The organism is Halobaculum sp. CBA1158, from assembly GCF_021431925.1.
Lineage (GTDB): Archaea > Halobacteriota > Halobacteria > Halobacteriales > Haloferacaceae > Halobaculum.
Window position 1 is genome coordinate 553,856 of record NZ_CP090371.1, and the last position, 19,665, is coordinate 573,520.

22 protein-coding genes are annotated in these 19,665 nt (G+C 67.1%); 1 reads left to right on the plus strand and 21 read right to left on the minus strand.

Features of this window, described 5'->3' with window-relative positions; all coding sequences use genetic code 11:
• Window positions 1–52: 52 nt before the first annotated feature.
• The 3 genes from Hbl1158_RS02865 to Hbl1158_RS02875 all read right to left on the minus strand — a co-directional run bounded on the left by Hbl1158_RS02865 (window position 53) and on the right by Hbl1158_RS02875 (window position 6,349).
• Window positions 53–4,510 (minus strand): hypothetical protein, encoded by a 4,458-nt coding sequence (locus tag Hbl1158_RS02865; protein ID WP_234298569.1) that lies wholly within the window; start codon window positions 4,508–4,510, stop codon window positions 53–55.
• Window positions 4,511–5,671: a hypothetical protein gene (locus Hbl1158_RS02870; RefSeq protein WP_234298570.1), complete on the minus strand. Its 1,161-nt coding sequence runs from the start codon at window positions 5,669–5,671 to the stop codon at window positions 4,511–4,513.
• Window positions 5,672–5,740: 69 nt separating this feature from the next.
• A complete protein-coding gene (locus Hbl1158_RS02875) occupies window positions 5,741–6,349 on the minus strand; it encodes a hypothetical protein (protein WP_234298571.1) in 609 nt (202 codons plus the stop codon).
• Between the two features lie 75 nt (window positions 6,350–6,424).
• Here Hbl1158_RS02875 and Hbl1158_RS02880 point away from each other — a divergent pair, with 75 nt between their 5' ends.
• Complete coding sequence (locus Hbl1158_RS02880) at window positions 6,425–6,613, plus strand: hypothetical protein (protein WP_234298572.1); 189 nt, start codon at window positions 6,425–6,427, stop codon at window positions 6,611–6,613.
• On the opposite strand, the gene Hbl1158_RS02885 is transcribed toward Hbl1158_RS02880, so the two are convergent.
• The 18 genes from Hbl1158_RS02885 to Hbl1158_RS02970 form a co-directional block, all read right to left on the minus strand.
• Window positions 6,603–7,985, minus strand: a complete 1,383-nt coding sequence (locus tag Hbl1158_RS02885) for a hypothetical protein (protein WP_234298573.1) — start codon at window positions 7,983–7,985, stop codon at window positions 6,603–6,605. The two genes, Hbl1158_RS02880 and Hbl1158_RS02885, sit on opposite strands and share 11 nt — an antisense overlap.
• Window positions 7,982–8,122, minus strand: coding sequence for a hypothetical protein (locus Hbl1158_RS02890; RefSeq protein WP_234298574.1), 141 nt, complete (start codon window positions 8,120–8,122; stop codon window positions 7,982–7,984). The genes Hbl1158_RS02885 and Hbl1158_RS02890 overlap by 4 nt, the downstream gene beginning before the upstream one ends.
• 11 nt (window positions 8,123–8,133) lie before the next feature.
• A complete protein-coding gene (locus Hbl1158_RS02895; protein ID WP_234298575.1) occupies window positions 8,134–8,661 on the minus strand; it encodes a hypothetical protein in 528 nt (175 codons plus the stop codon).
• On the minus strand, window positions 8,661–9,620 hold the full coding sequence (locus Hbl1158_RS02900) for a phage tail tube protein (protein WP_234298576.1): 960 nt from the start codon (window positions 9,618–9,620) through the stop codon (window positions 8,661–8,663). The genes Hbl1158_RS02895 and Hbl1158_RS02900 overlap by 1 nt, the downstream gene beginning before the upstream one ends.
• 28 nt (window positions 9,621–9,648) lie before the next feature.
• Window positions 9,649–10,182 carry a hypothetical protein gene (locus Hbl1158_RS02905; protein ID WP_234298577.1) on the minus strand — a complete coding sequence of 178 codons (534 nt, stop codon included), beginning with the start codon at window positions 10,180–10,182 and terminating at the stop codon, window positions 9,649–9,651.
• Window positions 10,179–10,610 (minus strand): hypothetical protein, encoded by a 432-nt coding sequence (locus Hbl1158_RS02910; RefSeq protein ID WP_234298578.1) that lies wholly within the window; start codon window positions 10,608–10,610, stop codon window positions 10,179–10,181. Before Hbl1158_RS02910 ends, Hbl1158_RS02905 begins: the two co-directional genes overlap by 4 nt.
• Complete coding sequence (locus Hbl1158_RS02915; protein ID WP_234298579.1) at window positions 10,594–10,869, minus strand: hypothetical protein; 276 nt, start codon at window positions 10,867–10,869, stop codon at window positions 10,594–10,596. Before Hbl1158_RS02915 ends, Hbl1158_RS02910 begins: the two co-directional genes overlap by 17 nt.
• The gene (locus Hbl1158_RS02920; RefSeq protein ID WP_234298580.1) at window positions 10,866–11,696 is read right to left on the minus strand and encodes a hypothetical protein; all 831 of its coding nucleotides are present in this window, start codon (window positions 11,694–11,696) and stop codon (window positions 10,866–10,868) included. The genes Hbl1158_RS02915 and Hbl1158_RS02920 overlap by 4 nt, the downstream gene beginning before the upstream one ends.
• Window positions 11,697–11,699: 3 nt before the next feature.
• Window positions 11,700–12,056 carry a hypothetical protein gene (locus Hbl1158_RS02925; RefSeq protein ID WP_234298581.1) on the minus strand — a complete coding sequence of 119 codons (357 nt, stop codon included), beginning with the start codon at window positions 12,054–12,056 and terminating at the stop codon, window positions 11,700–11,702.
• Entirely contained in the window at window positions 12,056–12,376 is a 321-nt protein-coding gene (locus Hbl1158_RS02930; RefSeq protein WP_234298582.1) for a hypothetical protein, read from the minus strand. The genes Hbl1158_RS02925 and Hbl1158_RS02930 overlap by 1 nt, the downstream gene beginning before the upstream one ends.
• A gap of 11 nt (window positions 12,377–12,387) precedes the next feature.
• A complete protein-coding gene (locus Hbl1158_RS02935; protein WP_234298583.1) occupies window positions 12,388–13,320 on the minus strand; it encodes a phage major capsid protein in 933 nt (310 codons plus the stop codon).
• Window positions 13,320–14,561 (minus strand): XkdF-like putative serine protease domain-containing protein, encoded by a 1,242-nt coding sequence (locus tag Hbl1158_RS02940; RefSeq protein WP_234298584.1) that lies wholly within the window; start codon window positions 14,559–14,561, stop codon window positions 13,320–13,322. The genes Hbl1158_RS02935 and Hbl1158_RS02940 overlap by 1 nt, the downstream gene beginning before the upstream one ends.
• Before the next feature lie 202 nt (window positions 14,562–14,763).
• On the minus strand, window positions 14,764–16,566 hold the full coding sequence (locus Hbl1158_RS02945; protein WP_234298585.1) for a phage portal protein: 1,803 nt from the start codon (window positions 16,564–16,566) through the stop codon (window positions 14,764–14,766).
• 2 nt (window positions 16,567–16,568) lie between these two features.
• A complete protein-coding gene (locus tag Hbl1158_RS02950; RefSeq protein ID WP_234298586.1) occupies window positions 16,569–17,912 on the minus strand; it encodes a hypothetical protein in 1,344 nt (447 codons plus the stop codon).
• Window positions 17,909–18,400, minus strand: coding sequence for a DNA-packaging protein (locus Hbl1158_RS02955; RefSeq protein WP_234298587.1), 492 nt, complete (start codon window positions 18,398–18,400; stop codon window positions 17,909–17,911). Before Hbl1158_RS02955 ends, Hbl1158_RS02950 begins: the two co-directional genes overlap by 4 nt.
• Window positions 18,401–18,402: 2 nt before the next feature.
• The gene (locus Hbl1158_RS02960; RefSeq protein WP_234298588.1) at window positions 18,403–18,711 is read right to left on the minus strand and encodes a hypothetical protein; all 309 of its coding nucleotides are present in this window, start codon (window positions 18,709–18,711) and stop codon (window positions 18,403–18,405) included.
• 215 nt (window positions 18,712–18,926) lie between these two features.
• A complete protein-coding gene (locus tag Hbl1158_RS02965) occupies window positions 18,927–19,100 on the minus strand; it encodes a hypothetical protein (RefSeq protein WP_234298589.1) in 174 nt (57 codons plus the stop codon).
• On the minus strand, window positions 19,097–19,612 hold the full coding sequence (locus tag Hbl1158_RS02970) for a hypothetical protein (RefSeq protein ID WP_234298590.1): 516 nt from the start codon (window positions 19,610–19,612) through the stop codon (window positions 19,097–19,099). The genes Hbl1158_RS02965 and Hbl1158_RS02970 overlap by 4 nt, the downstream gene beginning before the upstream one ends.
• Window positions 19,613–19,665 lie beyond the last annotated feature (53 nt).

A 19,665-nucleotide genomic window follows, 5' to 3' on the forward strand; every position in this document is an offset into this window, starting at 1 on the left:
CGCCGGTCGGCGCGGGTCATCGCGACCGTCACTCGACGCCGCCGTCGTCAGCTCACACCACGTCCGCGAGGTTGTCGATATCCTCGCGGACGTCGGCGACGATCTCCTCAACGGTACGCCGGTTGGCAAGCCGATACCGGCGCTCGTCGCCCGCGCCGTCGTCGACGCCACGCACCTCCTGGGGTCCGGGCGGCAGGCGCGGATGCGACAACGCCTCGACGAGCGGGACGTCCGGCCGCGACTCCAGCAGCGTGATCTCGGCTTCCACCTGCGCCTCCTGCACGTCCTTCAGAACGCTGAGCGCCAGCTGGTCGCACTCGCGGCCGGAGGTCGCGCCGGGGATCGCCTGCTCGGTGGTGCGCGCCTCGCTGGCGTCGACGCCGGCGGTCGTCGCTTCGCCTCTAAACCTCCAGTCGTAGTCGGCGGCGTAGGTCGTCCCCGTCGCCAACTGGGAGTTGGGGAGGATCTCGATGCCGCCGATGTCCCACTCGATGCGGTAGTCCTCGCCGCGCTCGTACGTCTCGCCCGTATCGGGATCGTAGATGCGTTCGCTCCCGGGCACTACCCACGAGTCACCCAAGCCGGTGAGTGTCCCGACTTCGTCGACGGACCACTCGACATCGGTAGCGCGTGTCGACCGACCGAACACGACGACGCGGTCGTAGGCCGTCTCCAGCGTGGTCCGGCGCTCCAACCGAGTGACGGGCTGGGTGGACTCACGCGTCCGCTGGCCGATCTGCGTCCACTCGATGATGTAGCCCTCGGGGTCGTCGGCAGGCGCGTTGGGATCCCGGCGCACCTCCCACACCATGCGGCCGTCCTGGGCCAGGTCCGCGAGGACCGCGGAGAGACGGTCGCGATAGCTCGCGTCGAAGGTGACGGGCGTGTCCTCGAGGCTGGCGCGCACCTCCAGATCGTCGACGGACTGGCCCGAATCTCCTTGCGCCGGCGACGTCGTCGGGTCGCTCGCGTACCGCGAGAGCGTCACCCGCGCTCGGATCTGGTTCGAGGCAGATGCGAACTCGCCGGAGACGGTCTCGGCGTTCGAGGCCTCGATCCACGTCTGCCCCTCGTCGTTACTCACGGCGACCGCTTGGCTGCCCGCGGTCGAGGACATCACGACCTCGAGCTCGCCGGCGACGACCTGCTCGATCGAGGCGATATCGTCGAGCACGACCTCGGTCTCGGCGGGATACTGCTCGGGCCCCTGGACGACGCCGTCGACGGGCGTGTCGTCGAAGGTGTAGCTCTCGCGATCGTCGCGGACGTGGGCGACGTCGGCGTAGATCGTCCCCGAGCCCGCGGCCGTGCACTCCAGCGTCACCGAATAGATGCCGGGCGTGATCGTCGACGACGAATTGAGCTCAAACCCGACCCCCCAGCCGAGATCGAAGCGGTCGGCGTCAGTTCCGAGCGTGTCTGCGCCGACCGTGTCGACGACGTCGCCGTCCAGGCGAACCTCGTAGGCCGGGTTGCCGTCGACGACGGCGTCCAGGAAGCGGACCTCAAACTCGCCCGGTGGGATCTCGTGGTCGACGCTGATGTCGACGCTGAATCCGTCGCCCGCCTCCGAGAGCGCGACACACCGGTTGGACGACCACTCCCCGTCGTTGCCGTCGGCGTCGGCGAAGCGCTGTACACCGGTGTAGTCGACGTCCTCGATCTCGCGGAACCACCCTGTCTGGAGTTGCGCCGCGCCGTCGATCTGCCCTATCGAGAGCGGGTCGGTCGCCGTCGGCGGGGCGAGGAGTTCGTCGGCGATTGAGGCTCCCGAGACCGACAGCATGAGCACGTCGGCGCGGGTGTCCGTCGCCGGGTCGTCGACGTTGCGTCCGTACGGCGTATATTGGTCGATGATGTCGCGGGCGGCGAGATGCGTCTCCTGCTGGTCGATCTGGATGTCGTCGGTGTACTCGTCGAGCGCCTGCGCGCCGGTCGCCTCCAGCGTCGTCGTCGACGTCTCGCCGCCCACGGTATCGGTGACGCCCTCGAGCGTGTCGATCGGGAGTTGGTGGCCGTCGAGCCACACGCGCATCGGCTCGCCCTCCAGGGCCTCCCAGCCGTCCCGCTGCGGGACCGTGATCGAGACGGTGGGGCGCTGCTTGACCTGCGGCGTCCAGTCGTCATCGAGGACCGTCGGCGTCAGGGTGCGCCCGTCGGGGTGGTCGACCTCGACGTACGGGCCCGTCGCCGGCACCGGTGATGTTTGGACGCGCGCCGTGTCTGTCGTGGCCTGGTCGACGTTCGAGAGCGCTTCGGTGTCGTCCGTGTACGGCCTGATTCGGTAGTCGTAGGTCGTACCCGGGCGGACGCCGTCGTCGGTGTAGGACTCGGCGTTGGGGCCGGCGTCGTCGATCGGCCGCCAGTCCGTGACCGAGCCGTCCGCGAGCACCTCGCGACGCTGCACGTCCTGGCCGATCTCGTTGTCGGCGTTGTCGGTCCACTCGAGGAGGACGCTCGTCCGCCCTTGCGCGGTCGCCTGGAGTTGGGTCGCGCCAGGAAACTTGGTGATGATCGCGACGGGGTCGGTCCACGCGCCGTCGACGTGCTCGGTTTCGGTCCTGGCGCGCACCTCGTACTCTTCGCCGTCCTCGCGACCGACGAACGTCGTCGTGAGCTCGTCGTACGGGAGAACCTGCTCGTCCCACCCCTCGGCGGTGTCATCCCACGCTTCCTCGCCCGTCTCTCGCGTCTGGATCCGCACGTCGCCGTAGTCGGAGACGATCGACTCGCGGTCAACGGCGATCTCGTCTTCCACGCCGTTGCCCAGCTGTGGCTGGTCCTCGTTCGGGAGGTCGGTCGTCCGCGCGATCCGGTTGCTCGTCGCAGTCGCGTCGGGGAACTCCGTCTTGAGCCGGACGCGATAGCGCTCGCCATCCAGCAGCGCCGCCGTCGACCCTGTAAGGTCGTTGCCGTCGCCGGCCTGGGCGGGGATCTCCTCGCCCGTCTCCGTCCAGGAGTCACCGGCGAGGTCGACCCGCAGCACCTCGATGGCGTGCCGGAGCTCCGAGTTACCCGTGTCGGTACCCGTGATGTCGATCACGTCGCCGGCGGCCTCGTCGACGACGGCGGTGTCGAGTACCGGCTCGGGCGCGATCGTCGTCGCCGTCGCCGTCCCGCTGGTGGCCTCGGCGTGGTCGGTGCGGCGCGTGATGCGGTAGGTGTACTCCGTGCCGTCGTCCAAGCCGTCGTCGGTGTACGCCGTCGCGCTCAGGTCGGAGACAGTCGCGATCTCGGACCACGTCGCCCCGCCGTCGGTGGAGCGCTCGACGAGGACGTCCCCGTCGCTCGAGTTGTCGTTGAGCGAGTAGGAGACCGTGATCTCACGCTGCGTCGAGTCATCGAGCGACTCAAGCGTCGGCGCGGGCAGCGGCGTCGTGCCTTCAGCTTCGTTGCTAAGTTCGGAATCGACCCCCCCGCTGTACCGCGCCTGCACCCGGTAAAAGTAACTCTCCCCGTCGGTCGCGTCGATGTCCGCGTCCGTATACGTCGTCCCCGCTGTCGTGGCTATCTCGGTGTAGTCGCCAACCGTTGAGCCACTCGTATCTGCGCGGTAGACGGCGTACTCGTCTGCATCGCGAGCGCCGTCCCATGCGAGATCGATCTCCGATGACGACTCGTCGGTGACGACAAGTGACGACGGATCGGTCGCGACCGTCTCAGTTACCGTCCACTCAGACTCGGTCTGGTTCGCGCGTGCCCGGACTTTGAACTCGTGTGTGTTCGTCGACGCTGCCGCCGTGTATGTGACCGAGGTTGCCGTCGGTGTCGCGACCGTGGTGAACCCACCGCCGTCCTCGCTGACCTGGAGTTGGTAGTCGTCGGCCTCGGTCACGCCATCCCACGACACCTCGATCTCCTCGTCATCGACGACCGTCTGAGACGCCGTCGCCGGCGCGGGCGGAGACGGCAGCCGGAGATGATCGAGGTCGTACGTGTTCGTCGTCGATCCGTCCGTTGACTGCGCTTCTGCACCAACCCCGCCAGACGTGAACGTCGTGTCTGTCCCCGAGAACTGAGCCACTTCGGTGCCGCTGCCGTCGGTGATCGTGACGACGTGTTCGCCACTTGCAGTCGCCGGGGTATCCCACGCGATCTCGGCCGTGTAGTACGTATCTGCGGACAGCGAGACATCCGACGTTGACGCAAACTCGCCGCCGCCGCCGATTGCCGTGAGCGACGCGTTAGACGACGAGATCAGCAGTCGGTACGAGTCCGGGCGGGTGTTCGTCCCAGCCGTCTCAGATTGACAGGCGTACAGGATCCACAACGATTCGGACCCGTCTGCAGCTCCGAGACGGAAGTCGGCACGGAACCGATCGCCAGAATCCGGGTACGCCGCAAGCCCTGACGTAGACGCGATCGTCTCTCCGTCAGAGTCGTCAGTAACTCCGCGTGCAGCAGTATTCCCGTCCGTCGCCGACGATGTTTGTGTCTCCCATCCCGGAGACCCCTTCGAGCCGCTGAAGCTGTCCAGCCCCGACTCGAAGCTCGTTATCAACTGGACCATCTACCGCCGCACCTCCCCAGACCGCTTGACCAACCCAGCCTCCGAGCCGGGCGTCTCGACGCTCCCGCTTGCCGTCGGCTCCAGCAGGTCGACCAGCCCGCTCGGCGTCGGCTCGCCGGTCGCCCGCGACCACTGGATCAGATCCCAGCCGCGATGCCACCGGCCGTCGACGGTCGCCAACTCGCCCGTCGAAGCGTTCTCGAACACGACCTGCGCTTGGATGCGAGCGGGCCCGAGATAGACGAGGTCGATATCCACCGGCTCCCAGTCGCTCGCGGGGAGTGCGATGTCGGTCCACGCGCCGTCGCCGCCGGCGGCGCTGGCGTCCCACTCTTCAGCGGTGAGGGTGCCCGCGTCCTCGTCGACGCGCACGCGGATGGCGCGCGTCGAGAGCACGAGCGCCGCGTCACTCCCGATCTCGTGAGACGTGGCGAACACTCGCTGCCAGTTGATCACGCCGTCACTCTCCTTGTCGGCGTAGCCGCGGGTGTCGTGGGCGACGCAGTCGCGCTCGTACTCCTGGGCGTACGGGAGTTTGTACGTGAGCGCTGGCGCGTCGGTCGGGGCGCTCGTCGGATCGTACAGGTCCACGTCACCGTGGACCGTCTCGGTCGTGTCGACCGGCGTCGCCGACGTGAGGTCGCCCGAAGTGGTGTCGTACCAGCGCGTGAGCGTTGCCCGGGCGTCGACGCCGACGTACTGCTGCTCGGTCGTCGGCGTCGCGATGTCCTGCTCGATCGAGGCGTTCGGCGACGTGTGAACGGCGCGCAACTGCTGGGCGCGCGTCCCCGCCGCCTCCAGTTCGACCGAGTACCGATGAAGCCGGCCGGCCGCCTGCGGGCGCTCGGGCTCGGTCGTCGCCGACTGGAGGATGTAGTACCCATCCGTGAGGTCGTCGACGGCGTCGCTGCCGTACACGGGGACCACGGAGAACCCTGCGCTGGCAGCGCCGGCCAACTCCTCCAGCGACTCGGCGAGTTCGTCGGCCGCGATGCCGCCGAACACGCCCGATATCGTCCGCGTGTTGGGCGTCTGTGCCGTCGCCTCGGCCGTCGCCGGCGCGTTCAACGCCGCGTTCTCGGCAGTCTGCTTGGCCGCTGCCGACGACGCTGTCTGTTGGACTGCCTGGTCGAGTGGGATCGCGTACGCGTAGAGTGTCATGGGTCTGGTGGGTATGTATCAAAAGCTGCGTTCGAGGGCAGTCTCGACGGTCGCGAGCGCCGGCCGGCGTTAGGGGAGGCGCTGGAGTTGCGACAGCGCCTGGTCGACATCGAGGACGGAGACGGCGGTGAAGCTCACGTCCGCCGCCGTCGGGTCGTCGTTGACGATCGCCGTCTCGGGGTCCTCCAGGCCGACCGTCAGCGGCTCGTAGATCCCCGACTCGGAGTGCTCGAACAGCTCCAGCGTCGCCGGCGTGAACGAGTCGCCCGCGACGCCGTTCCGGATGTACGACATGAGCACCGCCTGCTGGGCTTCCTTGTGTGCTCCCGTCGCCGTGTGTTTGTTCGGACCGACCGTCGGGTCTGGAGAACTACCCCATTGGTAGGGCTCAGTTGAATTCGGCTTGGTCGTCGTCGTCGGTGCCTCGGCGTCGATCGCGAAGGCGTGTTGCCCGCCGCCGCTCACGCGGACCGTCCCGTCGTCCAGGTCGATATCGTCCCGAAGGCGCGAGAGGAGCGCGAGGACGCCCGTTCCTGTGTCCTCGACCAGGAAGCCAGTACGATAGATTTCTCCGATCGAGCTCGCGCCCTGCGGACCGCCAGGGAGCTCGAATACTCCTGTCCGCTCGACGCCCGCGATCTCGGCGTCCAACGTGAGTCTGGCATACGGGAGCGTCATGAGCCACCCCTCCAGCGCCGACGGCGTCGCCGGGTGGCGCGAAACCTTTTGTGCAGGTGCGTGTATCGCGATACCATGAGACTACTTGGCGTCGACTGGAGCGAGTGGGCGTTGCTTCTCGGGTCGGGCGTCATCGCCATCATGTCGTTGTCGATCGCGGTGGATGACGGAGACTGGTACGTCGGAATTATCGGTGCAGTCCTGCTTCTATCAACAGGACTCGCAGTCCAGCGACAACGTCGGATTAACGAGCTCACCGACTGAGCCCTCCGCCGCCGGAGAACGACGACTGGAACTCTCTGCGGAGTTCGCGCTTGACATCCTCAAACGCCTGATCCAAGTCGCGTTGAGTCACGCCTGCCGCTTCGACGGTGACGTTCGCGGTCGTGTCACCGCCTGTGCGCTCACGACGACGATCGCCGGCGCGGTTGCTCCGCCCCGGCTGCGACGCCGCTTGGACGGCTGGGCCGATCGCGGCAGTCGCCATCCCACCGCCGGCCGACCAATCCACGTTGAACAGTTCTTCCAACAGCCCCTGATCTTCGCGTTGTGCGTCCTGCGCTCCGAGGATCGATGGGAGGGCGAACGGAACGCCCGCCGATGATCCGCCCGCTGCACCAGACCCATCGATGATCTTTTTCAGAAGGCCGGCACCGACGCCCGCACCGACTCCACCCCCAATGATCTCCTCGATACCAACATCACCAAGCGGGCCGGAATCGGGCGACCCGCTGCCACCCGGCACACGCGGCGGGAGGTCGTCGGGCACATCGCCAGTTCCGTCCGGCACCGCTGTCGGCCCGGGCGCGTCGAGCGGCCCGGGCTGGCGATCCGGCGTCGACGGCGTGTCGGGCACCTCGTCGCGGCCGTCGGGCACGGCTGTCGGCCCGGGTGAGTCACGCGGCCCAGGCTGGCGATCGGGGTTCCGCGACGGGTCGCGCGATGGGTTCTCGTCGCGGTTGCCGGGCGTGTCCTCGCCCTCACCGTCGGGCGGGAGGATCGGTAACCACTCGGGCTCGTCAATCGTGATGGGCAACCAATCCGGGTCGTCGACATCGAGCGCCGGAAGCGACGACGGCGGCTCCAGCGGCGGGAGATCGGGCGCGTCGAGGTCGGGGATCGGCGGCACGCCCAGGTCAGGTGCCTCGTAGTCGCCGAGGAAGTCCATCAACTCGTCGCCGACGGTGAGCGCGCCGGCAGCGAGGCCGCCGGCGGCGACGAACGGCGCGAACGCCCCAGCAACCCCGAGCGCAGCCATGCCGCCGCCGCCGCCCCGCGTCGCACGGTCGAAGGAGTCCTGCTCCATTTGATCCAGGAGCTCAAGAAGAATATCATTTCGGCGTTCGCTCAGGTCGTGCTCGACCTCCCACTCGTCGATGAGACCGGGCGCGGCCGCAGGCTCGTCGAGCGCGCCCTCGATCCCGGTGAGCGCGTCCACCTGCTGCGTCTGGAGTTGGCGCTGCATCGCCCGCTCGCGCGAGGCGATCTGCCTGTCACCGCCTGCTCCGGCGCTGGTCTGGGCGGCGACCTGGACCTCGATGTCGTTCAGCGAATCCTCGATCGTCTGGCGGGCTGAACGAAGCGACTGGGGCGCGACGGTCGCGTTGAACGTGGCGTCGACGTCGAACTCAGTCACTCTGGATCACCGCCGAGGGCCAGGAGGCGCAGTCGCTCGATGCCCGGGAGACACACGAGCAACTGCTCGATCTCCCGCCACGTGAGTTCCTCGCGGACCTGAGCCGGAGCCATGCCGAGCGTCGCAGCAGCAGCCATCACGGCGAACGTCACCTCTGCGTCTGGGCTTGCTGGTTCCCCGAGCGCCGCTCGGCGTAGCTGCTCCTGTTTCCCGCATCCAGCGAGTTGACTCGCGTCACCTCCTCTTTCAGGTGCTGGATGAGTTGCCACGCCCACGGATCGAGGTCGCGGAGCGCCACGACGCGCTGCTGGATGGACTCGCCGCCCTCAAGGAACGGCGCGTCGACGAGCCCGGCGGCGACCCAGTACAGATCCCGGAGGTTGCGGCCCTCCGTCTCGATCGTCTGCTGGTTGCGAGCCGCAGCGAGGAGGTCGCCGAACTGGGCACGGTCGCCGGGCGACAGCGCCGCGATCGTGAGTTCGGCGTCGGGGCCCCATTCGGCAGCGGCGCGCTCGAACGAACGCATTCGCTGGTCGACCTGGACGCCCTCTTGGTCGAGACGCTGCTGGTCGTCCGATCCTGCGTCGGCGCGGTCGGCCTCGTCCGCGATCTCGTCCAGGCGCTCGTCGAGCTCGTCGACGACGTCGGAGACGACGAGCGTGGTCGTGTCCGTCATCATCGAGCCTCCGCGGTCGGTGTCGTGAGCGTCGGCTCGACGCTGTTCACGTACAGCTCCGTGTTCTCCAAGCGATCGGTTGTCGCGTCGCCGAAGTTCTCCCACGAGTAGGTGTTCGGCTTCGCGCCGCTGCAGGCGAACGCCGCTTCGGTGTCGCCACCGCTTCCGAACACGAGCGATGCGTCGGCGTCCGACAGCGCCGAGTCCTTGACCGGAGCCGTCGAGTTACCGTACGCCAGCTGCAGGAGGTCGGTGTCGTCGATCACCTTGGTCGGCGTGAGCGAGTGCTCGGCCGCACCAATCACGGCGTCGGTGGGTGCTCGCTGGAAGCCGCGCTGGAACCGCGCGCCCGTGCTTGTCGACAGCGACGCCGACTCCATCTTCTTCTGGTCGCTCCCGCCGATCGACAGCGAGCCGCCGTGGAACATGAGCTCCGGACCGGTCGGCGACGGCTGCGATCCTGGCGTGATCGACGTGTTGCGTGTCTCGTCGCCGTACAGGACGGTCGCGTTGAACGTGACCGACTCGCCCACGTTGCACTCCCAGTCGATCTGCGGGATGATCGCACCCTTCGCGACGCGCTCGACCGTGCCGTTGAGGTAGTCCACGCCACCGAAGATCCGGAACGACTGGCACCGGCCGGCCTCGACCGACCACGTGTAGTCGTACGGCCCGGATCCTGACTGCGTCGGCGGCGAGCCCATGTGGTGGTTCAGCAGCCACATGGTGTCCTCGGTGACCGTCCCCGAGATCGTCGCTGCGCCCTCGATCGTCGTCTCGCGGCTCGTGTACGATTCGGCTGAGAAGTTGTTCATCCGCTGGAGCGCGTTCTGCAGCTCCAGCGGCGTGAGTGTCGCGTCCGCGCCGACGTTGTAGAACGACGACTCCGTCGGCGACCCCATGTACTCATCGACGGGCTCGCGCTGGATGGCGACCGTCTCGGTCCCCCCGCCGGTCATACTGTGCCTCCGCTATCGGTACTGTGTGTCATGTGTCTGGTAGCTCCTCGTATCCGCGGAACCGGACGTCGAAGTCGGTCCGGTAGTAGTCAGCGTACTGGTCGGACTGCGGTGCCTCGTTCTCGACGAACAGCGTCGTGAACGACGTGTCCGGCTTCGAGACGTCGGGGTAGTGACGCTCGGCCTGGACGGCTCGCCGGAGCCGACGGACCAACACCTCGAAGGGGACGCCGTCGGTGCCGTCGGGATCGACGTGGCCCCACTCGTCGTGGTGGAGGCCTTCGACGCGGACGCCGACGACGGGCTCGACTCTGGAGTCGTACTCAAAGCCGATCGGCTCGCGGCCGGCGGCCGCGTCCGTCGCGCCGACGTAGCACCCGCGCTGGAGTTCGGCCGTCCGGTCGCGCATATCGCCCTCGAGGATCTCGCTGTCGTCGCGGTCGATCCGCTTCAGCGTGACCGGGTCGGTTGAGCCGTCCTGATTGGTGATCGAGTAATCCGCGGCGACGCTGTCGACGACGCTCGCGAACTGGGCGAGCACCCAGTCGACCTCGGCGCTCATGCCTGGGTCACCCGGCGGACGGTCTGGAGGGCGTCACGGATCGCCCGCGACTCGGGGATCCCGCCCGTCTCGCTGCCCCACTCGACCGAGGAGACGGTGATCTCCTGGTCGATCTTTTCGTAGTAAAAGTGCAGGACAGGGTCGCCTTCGATGGTGTGGGGCGACACGCCGAATTCGAATAGGGCGGTCAGTTCGGGCCACTCGACGCGCATCTCGACGCTGTCGCCGTCGCGAGCGACGGTTGGCCCATCGACATCGTCCCAGATGTGGTCGATGTCGTAGCCATGAGCGCCCGCGTACTGCTGGAAGTTCTCCCGTGCCGTCGCGATGAGCAGCGGACCGATCTCCTCGGCGAGTGTCTGTTCGATCTCCTCGAGCAGCGCCTCGCGGAGGTCGTCCTCGAACCCGGACTCAAGCGTCGCCATCATCGCCTCCGTCCTCGCCAGACCCCGAGTCCGAGCCCTCGGTCAGCTGCTGGGCCTCGTCGACGGCCGCTGACATCGTCGCGCGACCGAACACCGCGTAGCCGCTCGCGAGCACGAGCGCGACGACGACGATGTCCCAGGTCGTCCCCAGGGGATCGCCCGTGAGATGGCCGTGCGCCCACAGCGCGATGATCGTCGCGACGACGAGCGCACCGACACCCGAACGCAGGGCGCGATAGGGGCGCTTCGGCGTGGGCGTCACCGGTACACCTCCAGGAGTTCGTCGGCCTTCTCGCGCATCTTCTCGGCCTTCGTCTCGACGTTGTACACGGTCGCGTTCTGCGGGATCTCGATGACCGCATCCTCGACGAGCTCCGCGCCGGCGCGCAGAGCGACCGCCCGCCGGACGTTGCGCGGGATGCCCTCGTGGCCGTAGCTCCACTCCAGGTACACCGCGTTCGCCCACGAGTCAAGGACGTACTCGTCGCTCTTCCCTGTCTTCAGCAGGTTCGTCACGTCGAGATACAGCCGCGACCAGCCGCCGTTGTTGACGCGGAGGTAGTAGTCCTCACCCGACGGCGGCCACGAGCCTTCGGTGTAGTCGTCGCTGGCGACCCAGTCCTCGTAGGTGCCGTCGGTGGTCCGGACGTGCAGCGCCTCGATCGCATCGGCGTCTCGGCGGTCGAGTTCGATCGCCGCGTAGTCGCCCTGGACTGTCTTCGGAGACAGTCCGTCCATGTCGGCGTAGTCTGGTTCAGGATCGTCGTCTGGGTCGTAGTCGACCCACGTGGGCGGGTAGTAACTCGACCGATCGTCAGAGCCGGTCGTGAGGAACGACCGTGTCGGGATGTCGTACTCGTCGTCGCGGCTTCTCGTCTCGGTCGGGATGTCGATCTGGTCGGCTTCGTTGAGGATCCCAGCACCAGCGGGCGCGTACCAATGCCGCTTCAGCGACTTTTCGACCGGCTCGGTCTCGGCGACGATCGCGTCGATGGCGATCCGGTTGTCCTGGTCGATGTCGCCAGGGAGATTCGCCTTGCGGAGTGCTCGACGAACGTCCTCCAGCGTGCAGTAGCCGACGGCAGACATAGGTTACTCCTCCAGCCGCGTGTCGAGAGCCCCTCGGACGCCCGTGCGGTTCTTCCCAGCAGATTCCGCCGCGCGGATGGCGGCGAGTTCGTCGTCGCTGTACTCGCCGTCCTCGAGTGCGGTCTCGAGTTCCGAGACGGTGTAGTTAGCAGGGTCGAGAGGTGGGTCGACTGAGTCGGACTCATCAGCTTCGGTCTCATCTGCGGAGTCCGCACTCTCGACGACCTCGAAGTTGCCATTCGCGAGGAGGTACTCCGCGGTCTCGTCGTCGATGTCGACCGTCTCGCCGTTCGCGACGTCGACGTCTTCGGCGGGCAGCCGGAAGCGGCCAGCAGGCCCGGTAAACCGGAGCGTCTGCATCAGCTTCGCCCCCGAACGGACAGTCGGATGCTCTCGCCTGAGAGGTCGGTCGCGCCGGCGACCTCTGTGAGGCCGCCACCGGTGTCGGACTCCTCTCGAACGACGAGCGTGCCGGCATCGTTGTCCCACTCGACGACGTAGCCCGAGTCAGTCGTGATCGACTCGATGTCGACGTTCTCGATCGCACCGAGATCGGCGTCGGCAGGGTCGAGCGACTCGCCGCCAGCGGTGTAGTCGGCGTCGAACGCCGCGTCGAGGACGACTTCACGCTGGACGCCACCCGTCCAGCCGTCGTCCTGCTTCGTGTAGGTGATTCCCATCAGTCACCACCTCACGCCGTCGCGACGTTCTGTGCGAGCGCGACCGCGTCGGCCGCCTCGACCTTGTAGTCGGTCCGTGCGAGCAGGTTGTAGATGCCGTACAGGTCGCGCGTGACGACGGCCTCGCCCTCCTGCGTGACGCGCATGTTGACGTCGCGGTGGACGCCCCACACGAGGTTCATCGGCGTCGTCAGCATGATGCGATCGTCGGGGAAGCCGACCGGCGTGACGATCGGGCGACCGTACGGCGTGGGCTCCTCACCCGACATCAGCATCGCGTCACCGGCCGCCGTCGAGCGGTCGGTGAGGTACTCCTTGTAGTTCTGCTTCTGGTTGAGACTCGTGATGTACACGAGGTTCTCGGGGTTACGGCGGTACTTCGCGTCGAGTGACGTCATCAGGTTACTGAAGATCGACTTGTCGATCGTCGCGGTCTGATGATCGACGTTGGCCGCCGGGCCCTGGTCTTCGGCGTCCTTGATCCAGCCGTCGTTGATCCCGAGGAACGGGTCACCCGACGTGGTGTCGCCGTTGAACGCGAGATCCTCAGAGTCCACACCGAACTGCCGGGCGAACTTCTCGACGAGGATGTCGGCCGTGCCTTCGCCCTCGATCGTGTCCTCGACGGTCTCCATCGAGACCTCCCACGGCAGCTCCATCTTCACAGCGTCCATGTCGATGGACTCCGTGTTCGGGTCGTTCAGCGAGCCACTCTGAGCCTCCGTCGCCTCGCGGAGCAGGCGCTCGCCGACGCCGATCCGGTCGATCTGCTGCTTCGGACCCTGGAGGCGCTCGAAGCGCACCTGGTCCATGATCTGCGCCGAGTCCTGGGCGATCTGGAAGAACTCATCGAACTGCTGGCGGTTGAGTAGGCCGCCGCCGGAGAAGTCCGACGTGGTGACCTTGTTCAGCGACCGCTCGCCCGCGATCCGTTCGCCGGACATCAGGCGTCACCTCCGTTGGGCAGCCCCAGCGTGTCGTCCCACGCGGACGAGTACTTGCGGTCACCTCGGCGACCACCGGCTGCGGCATCGATCTGTTGGCTGTGGCCCGCAGCCGTCGCGACATCGTTGATGCGCTCGGCGTTGCGCTCAGTCTCTGCCTTCAGCGCCTTCGCCCACTCGGGCGCGTCCGCGAAGGCGTCCGTCTCGCCGTCGCCATCCGCCTTCTCACCGTCGCCGCCGCCGTCAGCTTCGGACTTCTGCTCTTCGATGGCGGCCTCGATCCGCTCGCTGTTCTCCTGCGTCTGTTCCATCAGCTCCTTGGCCCACTCCGGGGGCTCAGTATCGGTGGTAGTGTCGTCTCCCATGTCGTCTGCGGCGTCCGTAGTGGAGCCGCTCGTGTCCGAGGTGTCGCCCTCGGTGGCGTTCTTCGCTGTCTGTGCATCCGCACGTCGCTCATCGCTGGATCCGCCAGGAAGAGCACTCACGAGCGCCGACATAGCGCTCGCCAGCTTCGCCTTCGCGCCGGGATCAGCTGCACCCTCGACAGAGACCGCGCGGTCGAGGACGCCCCACAGGCGCTCGGCGTCCTCTTCGCTGTGGCCGCGCTCTTTCGCCTCCTCGATGAAGCCGTCGCGGCTTCCGAGATGATCGGCCAGTCGCTTCTCGGCCGTGGTGGCACCCGACTTGGACGCCGAGAGGATCTGCGCTTCGGGGACTGCCGGGATGTCGACCGCGCTGACCTCCTGGATGATCCCATCGGTCAGCTCGTAGTACTCGTCGACGTCGACCTCGTCGGGGACGGTGACGTCGTCAGGGAGCTCGCTAGGATCCTCGCCGATGTAGTCCCACTCGGCGTTGACCGCACCGATCGAGTGGCCGCCGAGGATGCCGTCCTCAACGAGCTTCCAGAGATCGTCGTCGTTGTACTGCCACGTCTGGACCCACGCGCCGGCGTCGACGGTCGTCTCACCGATCGTCTCGGACTCGTTGAGAACCTCGTTGCGTTCGAGGGACATCCACTCCGACGGCCAGACGGCGTGCATGACGCCGCCGTCCGCTTCGTCGACGTCCATGAACGCGCCGAACTGGTCGGCGAACGCCGCGATCGTCTCCCGGCGCTCGAAGTCGCCCTGGCGGTCGACGGTGTTCGGCACCATCACGACGCCGGTCGCCGTCTGGGCGTCGGCGTCCTTGGTGACGTAGTCGACCCGCTTGGTGAGCTGTGCGTCTCGGTCGGTCATGTGTCAGTCCTCCGCGTCGTCGTCAGCGTCGGCGTCAGCGTCGTCTGTGTCGACCGATTCGGTCGCCACGATCCCACGCTTTTCGCCGCGCTCTCGGTTGGTCTCCTTGTCGGACATCGTCAGAAGTGCCGGGCTGCACGTCTCCCGGCTGAGGTCCTCGGCGCGGAGTCGAACCGCGCGCCGCCCATTCGAGGATGACTGCCTACGCCGTGAGGAAGCGCCGCACCGGGGCGTTCTCCGTCGGCGCAGCACGCCCCTGCTGCGGCCACTCCCCCGACGAGATCCGCTCGTAGGGGTAGGCCATCCGGATGTTGTGGTAGTGGTAGCTGCCGTGCGACGTCGCCTCCGTCAGCTCCTCCCAGGTCTGCGGTGGCACGAAGCGGTAGATGTAGATCGAGTCCGGCCCTTCGTCGCGCCGGAACCGGATGTACAGGTCGTTCGTCGAGCGGTCGTACAGCCCCGACCGGAGGTTCGACGAATCGAACTCCATCGTCTCCACCTGCTGCTCTTTGAGCGACACCTCCGAGCGGGTCCCCAGGCAGTTGTGCTTCGGTGGCGTCTCGGTCGCACCGGTCGGCGCGTCCATCCGACCAGGTGCCTGCTGCGGATCCGTGCTACTGTCCTCGATATCGGCCAACAGGCGCTCGCCGATCTCGTCATCGTCGAGTGGTTCGAGGCCGAGCTCGGCGCGCGCTTCGTTCACCTTCATCGCCCCGCGCGACGCGGAGATCCGGGTCTGGGCGACGTTCGCGTCAGTTAACCGACTGTCGACGCCGCGCGTTTTGAACTCGATCGTGTAGTCAGTGACGCCGAGCGCGTCGTGGACGGTCTCGTAGAGCAGCTGCGCGAACGCCTCCTGCTTCGGCTGGATGACGGTCTCGATGTACCCCTTGCGCTGCGCCTCCGCGTCCGTCGAGAACGCACCGGACTTGATCTGTCCGGCCTCGATCGGCGGCACGTCGTGCGTCTTGAGGATCTCGTGCTCGTTGCGGTCGCGGAAGTCCTGAAAACTGGCGTCCTCGTTGATCCCGATGGTGAGCGGCTCGACGCGGATCGCGACGTCGTCCGCGTCGTCGTCCATCGAGATCCCGTTCGTGTCCTCCAGGAGCTTCTCGACTTCGAGGACGACCGTCCGGTGATCCTCCTCGTTCATCCCGTGGAGCAGATCGTGGATGTCCTTGCGAGCGCCCTCGGTCAGCTCACCACCTTCGACGATGATCGCCATCCGCGGCACGGCGTTGTTCTCGAAAAAGTCGATGTTGAACTCGCGGGCCGCGTCGTCGCCCTGGACGGTCGGGATCGCCGGGACGATGTCGGGTGCGCCGTAGTGCGTGTACAGCGGCGAGGGGTTCCGCTTGAAGATGAGTTCGTTCGCAGGGTTCGCAACAGACCGCCCCGAGATCCCCTCGTCGCCGTCGACGAACTGGGGCGGGCTCTCGTAGCGGTCGCCGGCGTTGCCGAAGTACTGCAGACGCGCTTTCTTGAGTTGGACGTAGCCCGGCTTATCACGCCGGCGTCGGATCGTCATCGCCGGCACCCACGCGAGCCCCGTCGGCGTCCCGTCAGTCTGGGTCAGCATCTCGATCGAGAGCCATCCGATCGCCTCGAAGTCTGTCCACGCCATCTCCAGGACGTCAGCGGGCGTCGACCGCTCCGAATCGGACGGGCCGACCTGCCACGTCGAGTCTTCGCTGAACCAGAAGTCCTCGGCGGTCGCGCGTTGGCTCTCGTCTGGATCCTCAACGTCCGGATGCGGGACGATCTCCAGTCCGTAGCCCGCGACGTTTCGGCTCTTCGAGAAGCAGCACTTCGCGTGCGTCGGGTTGATCTCCAGGAGGCGCGCCATCTGTGGCGGGTAGAACGGCGGTTGGATGGCCTCACCACGGATCTCCTCTTTGTACTTGTCGTCGAGTTGCTGCGTCTCCTCGGCTTTGTTTGCGACGCTCTTCTGGATCGAGCGGTACGATGCCTCGCTGTACGCACCAGTATCGGGGTGATCACTCATGGTTAGATACCTGAAACGCCGGTGTCGTCTGGGTCCGTCTCGGCGGCCTGCTGTGGTGTGTGCGTGAACAGCGCGTACCGGAGCGCGTCCAGCGCGTGATCGGTCGCAGCGGCCTTGCCCACGTGTTCCTCCTTGTACGAGAGGAACTCCTGGATGAGGTCACCACACCGCTCGGCGACGAGGAGCCCTGGGCGACCCTCGCCGTCTATCGCCAGTCGCGACCGGACGTGGTCGATCCCGCCGTCGATACTCTTGTCGGCCTTGACCGCGGGCCACCCCGCTTTCCGGAACTGCTGGATGTGCGCAGGCTCGTGTTCGCTGTACACTCGCCCCAGCGGTCGGTCGTACATCCACGCGTCGACGCCGTCGTCCAGGACGTCGTCCGGGTCGACGACCTCTGCCAGGTGTGATTCGCTGGCGTAGAAATGGTCCCAGACGACGTACTGGTCACCGTGTGTCTGTCGGATGTCGAGCACCACTCGCGGGTCGTTCCATCCGGCGTCGTAGCCGTAGATCGCCTGGTCGTCGACGAGGCGATCCGCCAAGTCGTCGGCCGGTCGGACGTGGGTCTTCCGCGAGAAGGCGTCGTACACGAGCCCCTCTGCGGCGGCGAACCCACCGTGGAGCCCCTGCTCCTCGCGCGCTGTCCCCTCGAACTGGTTCCGGATCTTCTCGAGGCCATCGTCGGGGAGCAGCTCGTTGTGCTCTGTCGACGCGACGATCACCCTCATCGCGTCAGCCCACGGGAGCGGGTCGTCGTCTGGCCCGACCTGGCGCTCTGTAATGTCGTAGAATTGGTTGTATCCGTTGCCCGTCGACGTCCACAGCGTCGTGTTCGGCCCTGCCGCCGTCCGCTGTCGGGTGACGAGCATCTCGTGCAGCCGGTGGAGGTCCGTGTTGTCGTAGTGAGCGACCTCGTCACACCAGATTCGGTGGAACTCACCGCCGGCGTACCGATTCCACTTGTCGGCGCTGCCGAGGCGGACCTTGTGCCCGGTGATGTACGTGATCCGGTTTTGGTTCTGGTTGTACCCTGCGACGATCGGTGAGTTCTCCGGGTCACCGCCCGCGTCGTCAGGTACCGTCTGCTCGCCCGGGAGCGTCTCGAAGAAGACCTTGAACGTGGTCCCGCGCGCCTTCTGGAAGTCCTGGCCCATCACCAGCGACTCGCCGTGGTCGAGCTGCAGGGAGCCACGGTGAATCCACTGCGCACCCGTGATGGACTTCCCACCGCCGTAACCCGTCCGGAAGACGACGAGGTCGTGCTCGGCGGCCTCAAGCGTGTCTCGGACCTCTGCCTGGTAGTCGGTCCACTTCCAGTCGACCGAGATCGTGTCCGCGCTCATGTGTCGTCCTCGTAGGTTGTCTCGACGACCGTCTCGTTGATCGCGACCTCGATCGGACCGCCTCCCTGGCCCGAGAGCTCGACCTCTTGCTTCTCCGTCTTGATGAACTTGAACGAGCGCTCCAGGAGGAACCGGGCGAACGTCGTGTCGATCTCGTCGGTCGGATCAAGCGCGCGGGAGACGAGTCGATCGGCGGCCGTCCCACGCGCGCGCTTGAAGCTGTCCGAAAACTCCTCGTGTTCGTCGAGGTAGTCGTACAGCGTCGACCGCGCGATCCCGCCTCGGTTCGCCACCTGCTTGAGGTTCAGCGGCCCGTCGGCGGCCTCGAGGAGATCGTCTTTCACCGCCTCGAACTTCGAGGGGCGACCGCCGGGATCGGTGTCGGTCTCGTCGGTGTGGATCCCGCACCGCCCATCGGGATACTTCGGCGTGTACTCGCAGCGCTCACCGTCGTTCTTGAGCGCGCCGCACTCTTCGTCCTCGGTCATGCTCACTCGCTGGAGTCGCCCCCGCTCGCGATCTCGGAGTAGGCCTGTGCGAGCGCCCGGAGGTCGGCGTACTCGAGACCGTTGTAGCCGGCGAACACGATGAGCCCGAGCGCGCCGATGAGCGTCGGTTCAGCGCCGAGGAACAGTGCGTACAGCGCGACTGCAGCGAGACCGACGTTGACGATGATGGCGCGAACGATCTTGAGCGTCTTGAGCATCTGGAGTTCACCGCCCGTGGTCAGGCCGCGTTTGTAGTCGTCGATGAGGCCGGTGGGGATGAACCACGGCCGGGGTGTCTGTTGCGTACTCATGGGGCATCTGTGTCGTCGAGGACCGCGTCGGGGAGTCGCACCCCGGCGCTCCGAGAGGAGCGTGACTGTCACGCGGTCAGGGCGGCCGGCCGATGTGATCGTGACGAGACTGGCCGGAGAGGAGGTGACGCGCTGGGTAGCGCGGGCCGGCCGGTTGACGAGCGATGCAGTCCCCTCCTGCCACATCACGGGGCAGTTCAAACGGGGGCGACCGCTCACGCCGGTGCCGCGTCCGAGAGCAGCGTCCGGTAGGTCCCGCCGTCGACGTCGACGGACAGGAGCACGTCCGCGAGTCGGATGTCGCCGACCGGATCCGCGTCGACGACGTCGCCCTCGAGGTGGACGTCGCCGAACGGGAACGCGACCCGGTCGGGGAGGTTTCGGCTCATAGAACGGTGAGGTCCTCCGGGCCGAACCCGTCCTCGTCGAACGCGACGACGTAGAGCTCGGCGACGTGCTCGCGAACGGCCTCGCTCCTGTCGGACGCGCCGCCGACGCGATCGATGTACTGGGGCCCGGAGACGCTACCGCGGATCTCGAGCTCGCGGCCGGTCGCCGGGTCCCGGACCGGGGCCTCGGTGCGCATCCAGACGGCCTCGGCACCACCGAGCCACTCGGCGAGCGCGAACCACGCCGCCCAGTCCTTCGGATCGTGCTGCTTGATCTTCTGGAGACCGAGCGCGGCCCGGCGGACGAGATCACCGTCGACGTCGTCGCGATGGGCCTGGGCCCGATCGCGGAAGCGCCGGAGCAGCGCCTTTCGCGAGCTCACCTCCTCGCCGTTGGTGAGCTCACCGTTGCCGGCGCGGTCCGTGCGCTTCGGCGCGATCGTCCCGGGGTACTCCTTCTCTCGGCTGAGGCGGTGCCCGGTCCTGGGGCTATGTCGGTGGAGTCCTCGCATGGTCAAGAAGCGCAGCGCGGGGGCTGTCCGAAGCCCTGTCATCCCCGCGATGG

Bases quoted from the DNA above. Each gene is read 5' to 3' on its own strand.
- Hbl1158_RS02865 (WP_234298569.1), bottom strand. From the start codon at position 4,510: ATGGTCCAGTTGATAACGAGCTTCGAGTCGGGGCTGGACAGCTTCAGC.
- Hbl1158_RS02870 (WP_234298570.1), bottom strand. From the start codon at position 5,671: ATGACACTCTACGCGTACGCGATCCCACTCGACCAGGCAGTCCAACAG.
- Hbl1158_RS02875 (WP_234298571.1), bottom strand. From the start codon at position 6,349: ATGACGCTCCCGTATGCCAGACTCACGTTGGACGCCGAGATCGCGGGC.
- Hbl1158_RS02880 (WP_234298572.1), top strand. From the start codon at position 6,425: ATGAGACTACTTGGCGTCGACTGGAGCGAGTGGGCGTTGCTTCTCGGG.
- Hbl1158_RS02890 (WP_234298574.1), bottom strand. From the start codon at position 8,122: ATGGCTGCTGCTGCGACGCTCGGCATGGCTCCGGCTCAGGTCCGCGAG.
- Hbl1158_RS02895 (WP_234298575.1), bottom strand. From the start codon at position 8,661: ATGACGGACACGACCACGCTCGTCGTCTCCGACGTCGTCGACGAGCTC.
- Hbl1158_RS02900 (WP_234298576.1), bottom strand. From the start codon at position 9,620: ATGACCGGCGGGGGGACCGAGACGGTCGCCATCCAGCGCGAGCCCGTC.
- Hbl1158_RS02905 (WP_234298577.1), bottom strand. From the start codon at position 10,182: ATGAGCGCCGAGGTCGACTGGGTGCTCGCCCAGTTCGCGAGCGTCGTC.
- Hbl1158_RS02910 (WP_234298578.1), bottom strand. From the start codon at position 10,610: ATGATGGCGACGCTTGAGTCCGGGTTCGAGGACGACCTCCGCGAGGCG.
- Hbl1158_RS02920 (WP_234298580.1), bottom strand. From the start codon at position 11,696: ATGTCTGCCGTCGGCTACTGCACGCTGGAGGACGTTCGTCGAGCACTC.
- Hbl1158_RS02925 (WP_234298581.1), bottom strand. From the start codon at position 12,056: ATGCAGACGCTCCGGTTTACCGGGCCTGCTGGCCGCTTCCGGCTGCCC.
- Hbl1158_RS02930 (WP_234298582.1), bottom strand. From the start codon at position 12,376: ATGGGAATCACCTACACGAAGCAGGACGACGGCTGGACGGGTGGCGTC.
- Hbl1158_RS02935 (WP_234298583.1), bottom strand. From the start codon at position 13,320: ATGTCCGGCGAACGGATCGCGGGCGAGCGGTCGCTGAACAAGGTCACC.
- Hbl1158_RS02940 (WP_234298584.1), bottom strand. From the start codon at position 14,561: ATGACCGACCGAGACGCACAGCTCACCAAGCGGGTCGACTACGTCACC.
- Hbl1158_RS02945 (WP_234298585.1), bottom strand. From the start codon at position 16,566: ATGAGTGATCACCCCGATACTGGTGCGTACAGCGAGGCATCGTACCGC.
- Hbl1158_RS02950 (WP_234298586.1), bottom strand. From the start codon at position 17,912: ATGAGCGCGGACACGATCTCGGTCGACTGGAAGTGGACCGACTACCAG.
- Hbl1158_RS02955 (WP_234298587.1), bottom strand. From the start codon at position 18,400: ATGACCGAGGACGAAGAGTGCGGCGCGCTCAAGAACGACGGTGAGCGC.
- Hbl1158_RS02960 (WP_234298588.1), bottom strand. From the start codon at position 18,711: ATGAGTACGCAACAGACACCCCGGCCGTGGTTCATCCCCACCGGCCTC.
- Hbl1158_RS02965 (WP_234298589.1), bottom strand. From the start codon at position 19,100: ATGAGCCGAAACCTCCCCGACCGGGTCGCGTTCCCGTTCGGCGACGTC.
- Hbl1158_RS02970 (WP_234298590.1), bottom strand. From the start codon at position 19,612: ATGCGAGGACTCCACCGACATAGCCCCAGGACCGGGCACCGCCTCAGC.